The 12,333-nt window shown below is 64.3% G+C and carries 18 protein-coding genes; 11 read left to right on the top strand and 7 right to left on the bottom strand.

Going from position 1 to position 12,333, the window contains the following annotated elements:
- Positions 1-109 precede the first annotated feature (109 nt).
- Together DB459_RS16030 and DB459_RS16025 are read left to right on the top strand one after the other, a co-directional pair.
- Positions 110-841 carry a sigma-70 family RNA polymerase sigma factor gene (locus DB459_RS16030; protein ID WP_253706239.1) on the top strand — a complete coding sequence of 244 codons (732 nt, stop codon included), beginning with the start codon at positions 110-112 and terminating at the stop codon, positions 839-841.
- Positions 838-1,626, top strand: a complete 789-nt coding sequence (locus tag DB459_RS16025; RefSeq protein WP_253706238.1) for an anti-sigma factor — start codon at positions 838-840, stop codon at positions 1,624-1,626. The genes DB459_RS16030 and DB459_RS16025 overlap by 4 nt, the downstream gene beginning before the upstream one ends.
- Before the next feature lie 23 nt (positions 1,627-1,649).
- Here DB459_RS16025 and DB459_RS16020 read toward each other — a convergent pair whose 3' ends face one another.
- The 3 genes from DB459_RS16020 to DB459_RS16010 are packed head-to-tail and all read right to left on the bottom strand — an operon-like array spanning position 1,650 to position 3,257.
- The gene (locus DB459_RS16020) at positions 1,650-2,240 is read right to left on the bottom strand and encodes a DUF6456 domain-containing protein (RefSeq protein ID WP_253706237.1); all 591 of its coding nucleotides are present in this window, start codon (positions 2,238-2,240) and stop codon (positions 1,650-1,652) included.
- A gap of 34 nt (positions 2,241-2,274) precedes the next feature.
- The gene (locus DB459_RS16015; RefSeq protein ID WP_253706236.1) at positions 2,275-2,934 is read right to left on the bottom strand and encodes a helix-turn-helix domain-containing protein; all 660 of its coding nucleotides are present in this window, start codon (positions 2,932-2,934) and stop codon (positions 2,275-2,277) included.
- Between the two features lie 14 nt (positions 2,935-2,948).
- Positions 2,949-3,257: a YdaS family helix-turn-helix protein gene (locus tag DB459_RS16010; RefSeq protein ID WP_253706235.1), complete on the bottom strand. Its 309-nt coding sequence runs from the start codon at positions 3,255-3,257 to the stop codon at positions 2,949-2,951.
- 109 nt (positions 3,258-3,366) lie between these two features.
- Here DB459_RS16010 and DB459_RS16005 point away from each other — a divergent pair, with 109 nt between their 5' ends.
- Both DB459_RS16005 and DB459_RS16000 read left to right on the top strand, forming a co-directional pair.
- Positions 3,367-4,128 carry a LexA family transcriptional regulator gene (locus DB459_RS16005; protein WP_253706234.1) on the top strand — a complete coding sequence of 254 codons (762 nt, stop codon included), beginning with the start codon at positions 3,367-3,369 and terminating at the stop codon, positions 4,126-4,128.
- A gap of 329 nt (positions 4,129-4,457) precedes the next feature.
- Positions 4,458-4,760 (top strand): hypothetical protein, encoded by a 303-nt coding sequence (locus DB459_RS16000; RefSeq protein ID WP_253706233.1) that lies wholly within the window; start codon positions 4,458-4,460, stop codon positions 4,758-4,760.
- Between the two features lie 49 nt (positions 4,761-4,809).
- Here DB459_RS16000 and DB459_RS15995 read toward each other — a convergent pair whose 3' ends face one another.
- The gene (locus DB459_RS15995; protein WP_253706231.1) at positions 4,810-5,229 is read right to left on the bottom strand and encodes an MBL fold metallo-hydrolase; all 420 of its coding nucleotides are present in this window, start codon (positions 5,227-5,229) and stop codon (positions 4,810-4,812) included.
- 138 nt (positions 5,230-5,367) lie between these two features.
- Between DB459_RS15995 and DB459_RS15990 the strand changes: the two genes are divergently transcribed.
- The 4 genes from DB459_RS15990 (at position 5,368) to DB459_RS15975 (ending at position 8,731) form a co-directional block, all read left to right on the top strand.
- Complete coding sequence (locus DB459_RS15990; RefSeq protein ID WP_253706230.1) at positions 5,368-5,763, top strand: hypothetical protein; 396 nt, start codon at positions 5,368-5,370, stop codon at positions 5,761-5,763.
- A gap of 134 nt (positions 5,764-5,897) precedes the next feature.
- Positions 5,898-6,173 carry a hypothetical protein gene (locus DB459_RS15985; RefSeq protein ID WP_253706229.1) on the top strand — a complete coding sequence of 92 codons (276 nt, stop codon included), beginning with the start codon at positions 5,898-5,900 and terminating at the stop codon, positions 6,171-6,173.
- 980 nt (positions 6,174-7,153) lie between these two features.
- Positions 7,154-7,513, top strand: a complete 360-nt coding sequence (locus DB459_RS15980) for a hypothetical protein (RefSeq protein ID WP_253706228.1) — start codon at positions 7,154-7,156, stop codon at positions 7,511-7,513.
- Between the two features lie 40 nt (positions 7,514-7,553).
- Positions 7,554-8,731, top strand: a protein-coding gene (locus DB459_RS15975) for an IS3 family transposase (protein WP_253706227.1) whose coding sequence is annotated in 2 segments (ribosomal slippage) — positions 7,554-7,868 and positions 7,871-8,731 — 1,176 coding nt in all. Because the reading frame shifts where the segments join, the coding sequence is not laid out codon by codon here.
- Between the two features lie 186 nt (positions 8,732-8,917).
- Here the strand turns inward: DB459_RS15975 and DB459_RS15970 are convergent.
- Both DB459_RS15970 and DB459_RS15965 read right to left on the bottom strand, forming a co-directional pair.
- Positions 8,918-9,436: a nucleoside 2-deoxyribosyltransferase gene (locus DB459_RS15970; RefSeq protein ID WP_253706226.1), complete on the bottom strand. Its 519-nt coding sequence runs from the start codon at positions 9,434-9,436 to the stop codon at positions 8,918-8,920.
- 26 nt (positions 9,437-9,462) lie between these two features.
- Entirely contained in the window at positions 9,463-9,849 is a 387-nt protein-coding gene (locus DB459_RS15965) for a hypothetical protein (protein ID WP_253706225.1), read from the bottom strand.
- Positions 9,850-9,876: 27 nt separating this feature from the next.
- On the opposite strand from DB459_RS15965, the gene DB459_RS15960 reads away from it, so the two are divergent.
- Positions 9,877-10,029 carry a hypothetical protein gene (locus tag DB459_RS15960; RefSeq protein WP_253706224.1) on the top strand — a complete coding sequence of 51 codons (153 nt, stop codon included), beginning with the start codon at positions 9,877-9,879 and terminating at the stop codon, positions 10,027-10,029.
- Positions 10,030-10,256: 227 nt separating this feature from the next.
- Here DB459_RS15960 and DB459_RS15955 read toward each other — a convergent pair whose 3' ends face one another.
- A complete protein-coding gene (locus DB459_RS15955) occupies positions 10,257-10,469 on the bottom strand; it encodes a hypothetical protein (RefSeq protein ID WP_253706223.1) in 213 nt (70 codons plus the stop codon).
- A gap of 167 nt (positions 10,470-10,636) precedes the next feature.
- Between DB459_RS15955 and DB459_RS15950 the strand changes: the two genes are divergently transcribed.
- Entirely contained in the window at positions 10,637-11,503 is an 867-nt protein-coding gene (locus DB459_RS15950) for an alpha/beta hydrolase (RefSeq protein ID WP_253706222.1), read from the top strand.
- 149 nt (positions 11,504-11,652) lie between these two features.
- Entirely contained in the window at positions 11,653-11,937 is a 285-nt protein-coding gene (locus tag DB459_RS15945) for a hypothetical protein (RefSeq protein ID WP_253706221.1), read from the top strand.
- The last annotated feature ends 396 nt before the right edge of the window (positions 11,938-12,333 follow it).

The raw sequence follows: 12,333 nt of genomic DNA, 5'->3' as shown, positions 1-12,333 counted from the left end.
TAAAATCAGGCACCACGCGGTCTTAACCAGGAGGCCGTTGAAGGGAGCTGCCTTTGATACAGGAGGACGCTCGACGCCCCGGCGGCACGGCCACGGACGGTGAGCGCTGATGATGGCCGCGCGGATCCTCGCTGCAGAACGGGGTGCTGCGCTGCGGCGCCTGGCCGGGATGCTGTCCGGCCGGCTCGCAGATGCGCCGCCCTGTCCCGTTCCGCTCCAGATGTCGGCGACGCAGCGGCGACCGCCGCTGGCAGATGCTGCGCCGACGCGCGCGGCTATGGCGCGTTTTCATCAGCTGATGGTGCCCCATCTCGATGGCGCCTATAATTTCGCCCGGTTTCTCAGCCGCGACGCCGACGGCGCCCAGGATATCGTGCAGGACGCCTTCCTGCGCGCCTGGCGTGGCTTTCCTGGTTATGACGGCGGCGACTCCCGCGCCTGGCTCTATGCCATAGTCCGCAATTGCTATCGTGACTGGCTCAAGCTCGGTCGCCGGCGCGCCCGCATCGAGCATGCCCCGGGCGATACTGACACGGCGGAGGCTCCTCTTGAGATCGCCTCGGCAGCGGATTCGCCTGAACTGATCCTTGAGCGCCGCGACGAAAGCCTGCGGGTCAGGCGGGTCCTCGCCGGAATGCCTCGGCCCTTGCGGGAGATGCTGGTGCTGCGCGAGCTGGAGGGCCTGAGCTACCAGGAGATCGCAACGATTGCTGCGGTGCCGATCGGCACCGTGATGTCGCGCCTTGCCCGCGCCCGCAGGCAATTCCTCGCGGCTTGGCACAACGACGCGCCGAATGGCATGGCCGGGAGCCGCCCAGGACGCGAGGGCCAGACGCCATGAGCACAAGGCCGCCCTGCCCCGATCGCGATCTGATGATCCACGGCTTGATCGACCGCGAGCTCGATTCGCTGCACGCGATCGCGATCGAGAACCATATCGCGACGTGTCCGCACTGCGCCGCCGAATTCGCCCGCCTGCAGGCCGGCCGCAGACTGCTTGGGCGCGACGGCGTCAGCTTTATCGCTCCTGAGCAGCTGCGCGCGAAGGTCGCTGCGGCACTGGTCCCAGGTCTCGCCGAAGCGACAAGCTTGCACGCGCCGCTGCGCGCACGCCTCGCCACCGTCGGCCGCGCAATTCGGTCCTGGCTCTTCATTCCTGCACTCGCGGCGCTTGCCGCCAGCCTGCTCCTCATCATGCTGCCGGTGCCACCGCGAAGCAACCTCGAGGATCAGATCATCGCCGGCCACGTCCGCTCGCTGCTGGTCGACCATCTCGCCGATGTGCCGAGTTCCGATCGCCACACCGTCAAACCCTGGTTCAGCGGCAAGATCGACTTCTCGCCGCCGGTAGTGGATCTCGCAGCGGAAGGCTTTCCGCTCATCGGCGGCCGGCTCGACTACATCGGCGGGCGGGTGGTGGCCGCGCTGGTCTACCGGCGCCAGAACCACATCATCAACGTCTTTGTCTGGCCAGGCCCCCCGGTCGCCGAGGCGACGTCCGGTCGCGACGGCTACAACATGGCGCAGTGGAGCGGCGGCGGGCTGCGCTTCTGGGCAATCTCCGACGTGCGGGCCGAGGATGTCGCCGACCTCCGCCGACTGTTCCTGGTCCATGGCTCGGATTAGCTGAGCGAACGACAAGGCGGGCCTCACGTGATGCCCCACAGCCGCGCAAGCCGCTCGCCGGCATCACGCAGCAGCTCGGTGGCGGCGGCCCGCGCCTGGGCGGGCGTGCGCCAGTTCAAGGCGAACCCCGCCGTCTCCACGCTCTGCTCAGCGCAGACCACCCGCTCCACGACCAGCGCGGCGCGCAAGCCGATGAGCTGTACCGCCTCGCGATAGCGCTGGCGGTGAAACACCTGCCGCTCGGTCTTGGCCATTCCCGAGCCGCCGGCCGGGTCCGAGGCGAAGACCCGGCTGAGATCGATGCTGCCGATCGACGGCTGCAGCCCGGCATGGGTCCAGTGCTGCTTGAACTTCATCAGCGCCGAATATTCCTTCGGCGCAACGGTGCCGCGGCTGGCCATCCGCTCCAGCGGAGAGTCCCGCAAGGTGTAGACGCGGTGGCCCTGACCGTCGTCGCCGACCTCGACATGGCCTTCGGCCCGGGCGAGCCGCTCGGCGGTAGGAGCCCCGTCAGCAGCCGGCGCTCGGGGGTGGGCGCGCCGCGATTTTACCCGTTGGCGCGGCTTGAGCCGCACGACATTGTCGGACAGGGGTGTGGAGAAGGCCTTGGTCATGGGGTCTCTCTTTCTTCGGCTAGGGAAGTGGTCGTCATCGCTGCGCAACAGAACCGCGCAGATTTTCGCTCAGCTCCGTCACGGTGTTGCGCAGGCCGGCATCGACCTTGATGCGGTCGGCGATCTTGCGGTGTGAAGCCAGGATGGTGCTGTGATCGCGATCGCCGAAGAGGCGCCCGATCTTGGCCATCGACAGCGGCGTCAGCTCCCTGGCGAGATAGATCGCGACCTGGCGCGCCCGCACCAGCGGCGCCGGGCGACGCGGCGAGATGAGATCTGCCAGGGCAAATCCGAGGCGGATGCAGACCAGCTCCTGGATCTGCGGCACCGACGGTCCGTCGCCGCGCGCCGCCGAGTTGCGCGGCGACCAGCCTGGCGCCTCTCGTCTCGGCGACGCCAGCGGCAGCGCGGCAGCGCGCTCGGGCGGCAGCGTCGCCGCATGGCGCGCGGCGGCCGCCTGCATCCGGGCTAGACGCTCGCGACGGGCCCGGTGCAGTTCGGCCTGGGTCGGCGTGACAACGCCCTCGCCGTCGCGGAGCTGCGCGAGGCGATTGGCGATCTGCGCCTCACCATAGCCGAGGCGGCGGGCGATCTCGGCGGTGTCGCAGCACTCGCGCCACAGCCGCAGGATGGCGGCATCTTCGGGCGCGAACCGGGCGGCGCAGCTCGGCGCCGATGCGAGGGGCGTGGTCATCGTCAATCTCCGTATTATTTGGACGCTCCAGCCGGCGGATCGCGGCCCGGCAACGCCGGCGCGCGATCGGCGGATTGATCCGGTGAAAATAGATCGGGGCGGAGCAGACGTCGGCTCACGCCGGTGGCGCGCTCGATCGGCAGAACGAATTCCGCCGCGACGCCGTGACGCGCGCGAGCGAGCCAGTACCAGACCCGCGATTGCGTCGTGCCGATCTGCAGTGCCAGCGGCTTCTGGCCACCAGCCACGGCACAGGCTTGCTGGAGGGCTTGGCGGGCGAGATCGCGGCACGGCGGCTCGGCGTCATCAGGATGATTGCTCATCCGTCCAGCCTCACCGATAATTCAGTACGCAGCAACTTAAAATTTAGTATTGGTGGAGAACTGAAATCTTGGTAGGGTCGATCGTCTGACGATCCTGCAGAGGCGCACGATGAAGGAAAAAGAGGTCGATCCGGCCGCGCTCGGCCGTCGCGTCGCCCAGCGCCGCGCCAAGCTCGGCCTCTCTCAGGAGGCCCTGGCCGACCAGGTCGGGATGAAGCAGCAGGGGATCGACGCGATCGAGCAGGGGCGGGTGAAGCGGCCGCGGCTGCTGCGCGAAATTTCGCGCGCGCTCGGCACTTCAGACGACTGGCTGCTGTGGCGGCGCGGACCGGAAGAACCCTCGCGCGAGCACAGCCGCGTCCCGGCCGGCGAGGAATTCGAGCCGGATCCCGAGCTCGATGCCCCATTGACCGAGCTCGATCGCCCCTTCCCCGATGCCCTGCCGCAGATGGCGGGGCGCATCGGCGGCGGCTCGACCGGTGCGGTGATCTCCTATGAGGTCGGTGAACTCCGCGCCCGCGAGGAAGTCGCCGACTGGTGGCGAATCCCGGCGGCCGTGCTGCGGGGGCTGGCCCGCGCCGATGTCACCCGCACCGTCGGCTTTGTCATGGAAGGTGACAGCATGGAGCCGACGATCCAGCGCACCGATATCGTCTTCATCGACACCGGTCGACGCAAGATCGAGGCCGACGGCATCTGGGCGGTCGATTACGGCCTCGGCCGCACCCTCAAGCGCATCGCTGTCGAACGCAGCGATGGCGGGCTTCGCTACGTTCTGAAATCCGACAACAAGGTGTACGCCGATCAGTCCTTCGCGCCGGACGAGGTCGTCGTGTTCGGACGTTACGTCGGGCGCTTCTCGGTGTTCTAGTGTGGTGGATCTGACGCTCGTTTCAGTATTGCAGCGAGTTCTTCGAACGAGCGTCAGATCCAAAACCACACTAGAATCATAATGATGCTAGTGTCCCCTTGTTTCCAACGTTCGTATGAGCGCCTGCTGCAATGGGATACGAACGTTGGAAACAGGACACTAGTGTCCCGTCTCCGAATTGCCGCTTCGTTTGCCTCACCCTCGCACGGTAATTCGGAGACATCGGGACGCTAGCAAAATCAAAAAGCGAGTGTGGCTTATGTCTCGCAATTGCCTGCAGGGGCTTGCCGCAAAGGGCATAGGCAATTGCGAGACGCCACACTAGTGCGGTGGATCTGACGCTCGTATCAACATCGCAGCGAATTCGTCGTACGAGCGTCAGATCCCCCGCACCAGGAGCCGCGCGCCTAGCCGTCGTCGAGCTTGTTGAGATCGCGCACCGACTGCATGATCGGCTCGAAATTGGCGCGCGCGTCGAGCGCTTCGAACAATTCACCGGTGTCGGCAAGCAGCGCATGCGAGCGCTGCAGGGCGGTGCGGGCGTGTCGAGCGGCGCATCGGAGAGCCGGCCGTGGCCCGACAGCAGAATGGTCGCGGGCAGCGACGGCAGCCGGCGCAGCGACTGGATGTAGTCGCTGATGCTACCGGACCCGAAAATGCCGCCCATCACACCGCCGGGCATCAGGGTATCTGCCGCAAACAACACCCCCTTGTCCGGTTCAACAGGTTGATGCAGGCCGAGGTATGAGCAGGCGTATACATTACCTCTAGCCGGAAATTGCCGAGATTGATCAGATTGCCCTCCTCCAGCCAGAGGTCGACGTCGAACGCCACATTGGGCTCGTTGAACATCTTGCGCAGCATGGCGAAGTCGTCGCGCAACATGATCTTGTTGGCGGCGAGGCGATGCGCGGCGACGATGGTATGCTTGCCGAAATGCCAGGCAGCACCGACATGGTCGAGATGCTCATGGCTGAGCACCACCATGTCGATGTCACGCAGCCTGCAGCCGGCATGATCGAGCGCGGCTTCGAGATGCGCAAAATTCGACGACAGCCCGACATTGATCATGATCGTGCGCCGCAAGCCGATGACGCGCATGTTGGCGATATTCCCGCGGAAGGGGAGATATCTTTCATCCTGCGACGCAGCGGTAGAACTCCTGGTGGCCAACTCATAAATCAGTTGCTTCCCTCGATCACGGCGGCGAGGGTCGAGACGCCGATCAGGAGTCCCGCCATGCCCTTTGTCTTCGCCTTCCGCTTCGATGAACTACCCCTTGTCCAGCGCGGCACGCTGAGCGCCGCCGATGTCAACGGCACGGCCGAGGTCGTCTGTCATCCCGGCGGCGGCTGGCGGCTCCGCCGCGTCACGCTCGACGGCTTTCGCAAGCTCGAGCCGTCATCCGGCGAACTGGTCTCCGCCGCCCGCCAGGGCCGCGCGCTTCCACGCTTCGTCCGCGAACAGATCGAGCTCGATGAGGACGATCCGATCTTCCTGCGCATTCATCATCAGCTCACGCATCCCTGGCACGACCATGTCGACGACGAGGTGATGGCACATCTCGCGGCGCTGCGTCGCGCCAGCTCAGATCAGCGCGCCGACCACCGTCGCAAACTGAAACAACTACCCTGAGGCGGTCCTCCCGATGCGCAGTCAAACCGCTGTCCATGAGCATTAAATCGCGGAACCCGCACGCAACCTTTCCGAGGTCGCGGAATTGTGTGTCTGCGCTTTCGTTTCTGCCTATCGAAGGAATGGAGGAGACCATGAAGCTGAGAATGGCTCTGCTCGCCGCCGCCGCTGCGATCGGACTGGCAGCCTCTGCCGGAAGTGCGTCCGCGGCGATGACAAACGGCCTTGCGGGCGTGAAGGCCACGTCGGCGTCAACCGAGCAGGTCCGTTGGGTCTGCAATCGCTGGGGCCGCTGCTGGTGGCGCCCGAATTACTACGCCTACGGCTACTACGGTCCTCGTTACTACGGCTATGGTCCGGGGTGGGGCTGGGGTTATCGCCACCGGGGCTGGCACCATCACCACTGGTAACCCCCTTCCGAGGTTGCGCGCGTGGCGGGAGGTGGATCCCGCTCCCGCGCAACCAGGCGACAACAGCCGCCATTCGGGACGGACGGACCGGTGGAAGATACCTACGCGGTCCACCAACGACGAAGAGATCAGCCGCGCCTTCCCGACACGCAGCGACGTCTGGCGCCACGCCGACGAAGCCGGGGCTGGAGATCGAAGCTCCGCCGGAGGAAGGCGAGCCGCCGCGGCGGGAACTGGATCAAGATTATACCATCAAGCCCAGCCTGCCCGACAATCAGGGCGAAGCTGAGCCTACGGCCGAGCACGCCCAACACGCCTCAAGCGAGCCGAGCAGCGCCTGATTTGTTCGTCCTCGCCAGCCCCTTGCCCAGACCCTTGCAACGACGTGGCCTTGCAATACTCGGCCATGCCTGTTTTCCTGCCGGGCAGGGAGACCGGCCATGGCGTCCACGCCACAAGGGTTCGGATCAAAGAGTGCAGCCGCCAGCAATCGCCTTGCCGCCCGGCGGTCGCGGCGCGGTGTCGTGCTCGGCACCGTCCTGTTGTTGGTAACGGGACTGGGTGCGGTCATCGCCGGCGTATCGCTCTACGCTCGACGGCCGGCCGCCGAGGTGACCGGTACAGTCAATTCCTGCCCTGCCCGCCTCGGACCACAGACCCGCGACCAGTGCGTCAGTACCTGCCTCAGCTGTGACCACGGGACTGTTGTGACCTGCACGACGGCCTGCCGCCTCAAAGGCGAGAACTAGTGTGGCGTCTCGCAATTGCCTATGCCCTTTGCGGCAATCCTCTCATAGGCAATTGCGAGACATAAGCCACTCTAGTGTCCTGTTTCCAACGTTCGTATCCCATTGCAGCAGGCGCTCATACGAACGTTGGAAACAAGGGGACACTAGCCCCGGCACTGGAAAAGTCGGCAGGTCGACATAAATCCATGGCCGTACGGTTGTGACGGAACAGTTCTGCGTCGCGAGGATCGGATGGCGTTGCTGCTGCGATCAGTATCCGGACAGGCCTGCCGCGGACTTGTCGCAGGGTTTGCCGCCCTGGCGCTTTGTGCCGTCGGCGCGGCAGCGGCGGACGCCTACAGACCGGACGAATTTCTCACCCTGGACCTCGCCAAGGCCATTCTGTCGCCGATCCCGCTCGGTCCGCCGACCCATTTCGAGCCCTATTCGGTCGAAGCCAGGACCGAAACCACTACTGAAACCAAGATCGGACCAGCGGCCACCGCCAAGGTCGATATGGCGCCGGCGATCGCTGCCCAGACCCCCGTCTCTCCAACCGAGCCGGCAAGGCGCACCGCACGCGCGACGCCTCCTGAACCTCCTCCGAATTGATGGACACCTGTAGTAGGCTCAGAGAGCCAGGAGGTGTCGGATGGAAACACGTCAACGTCGGTCGTTTACGGACGACTACAAGCGGCAAGCGGTCGATCTGGTTGCTTCGAGCGGCCGCTCGATCGGGTCGGTGGCCAAGGAACTTGGCCTGCGCGATTCCGTGTTGCGGCGCTGGGTTGAACTTCGTGGGGCTGGGCGAGAACCGACGGCGGCGGCGCGGCGCCCCACAACGCAGGCGACGCTGCCGTCGGCGGATCACGCGGCAGAGATCGCCCGTTTGCAGCGAGAGAACGAGCGGCTGCGCATGGAGCGTGACATTTTAAAAAAGTCGATCGCGATCTTTGCTGGAGTTCCGAAATGAGATTTCGCTTCATCGAAGATCGCCGCGCCGACTATCCGGTAAGACTCATGTGCGACGTGCTCGAGGTATCGCCGGCCGGCTATTATGCTTGGCGCTCGCGCCCGCCGAGCCGGCGGACCGCTGCCAATCGTGAGCTCCTGGACGACATCCAACAGGTCCATCGCGACAACCACGGACGCTACGGCAGCCCGCGCATCCATGAAGAACTGAAGGCTCAGGGCCATGGGGCGAGCCGTGGCCGTATCGAGCGATTGATGCGCCATCACGGGATCAGGGCCATTATGGCGCGGCCGCGCCGGGTGCGGACCACCGACAGCCGGCACGATCTCCCGATCGCTCCAAATCTGCTCGACCGCAACTTCATCGCCGCCGCGCCGAACCGGATTTGGCTGGCCGACATCACCTATGTAGAGACCGATCAGGGCTGGCTCTATCTGGCCACCGTTATGGATCTCTACAGCCGCAAAATCGTCGGCTGGGCGATGGAGGATCATCTACGCACCGACCTGCCGTTGGCCGCATTGAAGATGGCCATCGCGGTGCAGCGGCCTGGTCCAGGCCTGATCCACCATTCCGATCGCGGCGTTCAATATGCCTCGGCCGATTACCGAAAGATGATCCAGTCCGCCGGACTCAGAGCCTCGATGAGCCGCAAGGGCAACTGCTACGACAACGCTCCGATGGAGAGCTTCTTCCACACGCTCAAAACCGAGCTCGTCCATCACCGCCACTATGCGACACGCGAGGAAGCCAGACGGGATATCTTTGCCTATATCGAGGGCTTCTATAATCGTATCCGTCGCCATTCGGCCATCGGCTACATCAGCCCGATCGCGATGGAACTAAAAGCTGCTTAACCCTGTCCATTTTTTCGGGGGAAGATCACCGGCGCTTGCCCACGCGGCGCGTGGCCACAAACGGTATGCAGAGCACCGACGCAACCCGCTCGACGCCCAGGCAAGCCTGCCGCGCCCGCGGATTCAGACTTGGCCCTGCAACACAAGCGGCATCTGCAACTGGCGCAGGTAAGCCCCTGAGTGCGATCACCCTCGCTGCGTGGCGTTGAGATGCGCGGCGCAGGCGGCGATCGCCGCCGCGGCGCTGTGGGTGACCGCCGCTACCGCGGTCGCGATCATCAAATTCTCCAGCAAGCCGAAATCTTCGACCAACAACCCGGCCTCGTCGCGAGCTACACCGTCGGCGCCCGCCGCCGGCACGGTGCGCGTGAGCAGGCTGCGACGATCCGTCGAATAGGCGAAGACCGGCTTTTCCAGCGCCAGGGCAAAACCGATCTCGTAGGCCGTGCCGGGATCCATATTGGGACCGCGGAAAGGTGAGATGTCGGCGATGACCGCTACCGCCCGGCGGATCATCGCTTCGTTGGCGCGGCGAATGGCCTCGGCCTGTGCCGCGCGCCCCACAGCCTCGATCGTATTGTCCAGCGGCCACAGCGCCGACAGGCCGTGAGTCTGGCACAGCTCCTTGAGCCCTGCGGAGAATTCCGGCGCGTCGTGCCGGAAGACCCCGGGACCGGCGAGATAGACGTAGTGACGCGGCATCATTGTGCTCTTCCGTTGACGAAGGCGTCTTATGCGACAGCATCGCCAATTGCAAAAGGAGCACATTTTCGAGAATATTTTGATATACACAATTTCAGATCGAAATCGGCGAAGCCATGCCGGCGGAGATACCCGATGACCTCCAGCGTCTGATGGCACGCGCCTTCGATCGCGCCTGGGAGCGCTTCGCCCGGCCCGGCATGGCGAGCGACATCGCCGTCATGCGCGCCGAACTCGCGCGTTGCATCGTCGCTTTGGTGCGCCAGGGCGAGAGGGACGAACGACGGCTGTCGCTTGCGCGGCTTCTTCCATCTCGCCTCGCGGCGGCTGCCCACGCAGGCCCGGAGATTGCTCGTGCCGGCGCGCCGCGACAAAACGTAATGCACTTCCGAGCCTGGCGACGGGCGTTGCGACATTTTTAATCAATTTGCGCGGACATCACGGTGTCAATCGTGATGGAGGTTGCCGTGCCAAGTCGCAGCCGTAGTCCCGACACCCGTAATCGTTATTCCCTGGTCTGTGACCGCTTCCTCAGCGTCGCCTTCGCCGGTATCGCGGTGCTCGGCGCCGCGCTGATGGCGGCTGCGCTTTCCTAGTGCAGTTGCCACTTGCGCCTGCTTTCCGAAATTCGCCTTCATTTTCGGGGGCGCGAGGGAGCTCTAGTGTGGCGTCTCGCAATTGCCTACCGCCTTTGCGGCCAGTCTCTCGTAGGCAATTGCGAGACATAAGCCACACTAGCGCTTTGATTTTGCTAGTGTCCTTTATGTCTCCGAATGACCGTGCGAGCGTGAGGCAAATGGAGCGGTAATTCGGAGACAGGACACTAGCGGGAGGAACCTCTTCGCGCGCGGTGGTCGCCATCGCGCGCCAAGACCTGTTGTTGAGCGCTGACGGGATCGGAGGCCGGGAAGGTGTCTTTCACCGCGCTATCACGCAGGCTCTCCTCCTTGTCCTTGCGGATTGCGGTATGCTTGTCCTCTGCCAAGCGGTCGATCGGAGCGGGATCGAAGGTCTTGCCCGCATCAGCTTTACCCATGGTGTCCTCCCTCGCGATGAAAACCTGCTTCAACCAACCCAACCCGGTCGACCTGCTCCCGGTTCCCTTGACGCGGGACTTTGGAACCGGACAACTGTCCAAAATTTAATCCATCCAGGGGCTGCGCCGCCGCGCTTTCCCGGTGACAGAGCGATTATCTAAGTTCCATGAAACGACGCCTTGCCTCATTTCGCCGGAGAGCCGCGGTCCATGCCCGCAAGCTGATCATCACTGCCGGCTGTATCGCCATCGCGGTCACCGCCGGCTATGTGGCCTTCAGCAAATGGGCGATCCGCCACGAAACCCTGAACCTCTACGATGCCTCGCGCCAGCGGGCGATCGCGGTGGATGTGGCCGTGCGCCGGGACTACGAGATGAAGGCCGAAGCCGGCTATGGCGCGCTGCCGGTCGCCATCATCAGCCACGGCAACACCGTCAAGAACACCGAGTATTCATTTCTGGCCAACGTCTTTGCCGCCCGTGGCTTCCTGGTGGCGAGCATCCAGCACGACCTGCCGACCGACACGCCCTTGATGACGCGCGAGGGTTCGCTCTATGTCGGGCGCCTGAAGATCTATGAGCGGGCCGAGCAGAACATCTTCTTCGTCGTCGGCGAGCTGAAGAAGCAATTCCCCGACGCCGTCTTCGACCATCTGACCCTGGTCGGCCACTCCAATGGCGGCGACATCTCGATGTACTTCGCCGAAGAACATCCCGAACTAGTGCTGCGGGTGGTGACGCTCGACAATCTCCGGGTGCCGCTGCTCGCCTCCGGCGTCAACAAGATCCTGTCGTTCCGCTCCAAGGACAATCAGTTCAAGCCCGATCCCGGCGTCGTGCCGCCCGGTCACAACCCGGATATCGAAGTTGTCGACACCAACGCCCAGCACACTGACATGAGCGATCGCGGGCCCGAGAAGGTCAAGGAAAGGATCCAGGCGGCGCTCGACAAATTCCTCGACAAGACCAGCAAGCTCGCGCCCGTCGATACCCGGAAGCTGAAGATCACCGATCCGCGGGCCATGGGCCCCTGAGCTGGGTGGGGGTCCTCAAGGGGCTTCTTCTCGAGCCGGGTCCTTACGCGAGCCCCTGAGCACCGGCAGGACGCGACAGCCCAACCCGAAAGCTATACTCGCCGGCGATTCGACGGATGCTGCCTCTCAAGGCCAATGCTGGAGTTCGCATGAACGAGACGCTGATCGCCGCCTGCCAGATGTTTCTTGTGCCGGCGACCCTCCTCTTCGCCGCGGTCGGCGTCGCCCATACCAGGGGGCTCAAATTCCTGGTCTGCCTGCTCGGGATCGCCACCTCCGGCCTGTGGCTCTACCGGGTCTGGTTCTGGGGAGGGCTCTCGGTCATGGACCGGCGGGTGGCGCTAGGGCTTGCCGGGCTTTATGCCGCGGCGTGGCTCTTCGCCCTGCTCACCCAGGTCAAGGCGTTGTTCGCGCCCGGCTACGACCGCCGCTGAGACCGCACTTTGCTAGTGTCCCGTCTCCGAATTACCGCTTCGTTTGCCTCACCCTCGCACGGTCATTCGGAGACATCGGGACACTAGCAAAATCAAAAAGCTAGTGTGGCTTATGTCTCGCAATTGCCTATGAGAGGCTTGCCGCAAAGGCATAGGCAATTGCGAGACGCCACACTAGTGCGGTGGATCTGACGCTCGGAGACGAAACCCGGAGACCTGCGATTGCTCAGGCGCGACGCTGGCCGGAGCCGTTCAGCACCATGTCGAAGGCGTGGGCGAGGAAAATGCCGGCGCTCAGGAGGCCGAATCCCATGGTTACGATCTCAAGCATCACACGCGTTCCTGGCCCCCGCCAACGTTTCTTCACGTAACGGCATGCACCCCTGGGACGTCAAT

The organism is Bradyrhizobium sp. WD16 (assembly GCF_024181725.1).
GTDB lineage: Bacteria > Pseudomonadota > Alphaproteobacteria > Rhizobiales > Xanthobacteraceae > Bradyrhizobium_A.
This window is presented reverse-complemented; position numbering and strand designations above follow the sequence as displayed.